The sequence below is a fragment of the Idiomarina sp. UBA4206 genome (assembly GCF_002383015.1).
In the GTDB taxonomy this organism is placed as follows: domain Bacteria; phylum Pseudomonadota; class Gammaproteobacteria; order Enterobacterales; family Alteromonadaceae; genus Idiomarina; species Idiomarina abyssalis.
In genome coordinates this window covers 63,695-64,041 of the sequence record NZ_DFTS01000014.1, presented here as the reverse complement: position 1 = coordinate 64,041, position 347 = coordinate 63,695, and the positions used below count along the sequence as shown (strand labels likewise).

General features: G+C 46.4%; 1 protein-coding gene. It reads right to left on the bottom strand.

Features of this window, described 5'->3' with window-relative positions:
* The coding region (locus B3180_RS02950) for a S1 RNA-binding domain-containing protein (protein WP_286842939.1) at positions 1-347 on the bottom strand (347 nt) is incomplete at both ends.

Here is a 347-nt window from a genome sequence, read left to right as displayed (position 1 = left end):
TTGTTAGTCCAGTCCATTTCTGAGACGTGTACCAGACCTTCAACACCCTCTTCGATTTCAACGAAGCAGCCGTAATCAGTCAAGTTCGTAACACGACCAGTTAAACGGTGACCTTCTGGGTAACGGTTTGCGATATCTGCCCATGGATCTTCGCCTAATTGCTTAAGGCCAAGAGATACACGAGTGCGCTCACGATCAAACTTCAATACTTTAACAGTGATTTCATCGCCAACGTTTACGATTTCACTTGGGTGCTTAACGCGTTTCCAAGCCATATCGGTAATGTGCAATAAGCCATCGACGCCGCCTAAATCAACGAATGCGCCGTAGTCAGTCAGGTTCTTAAC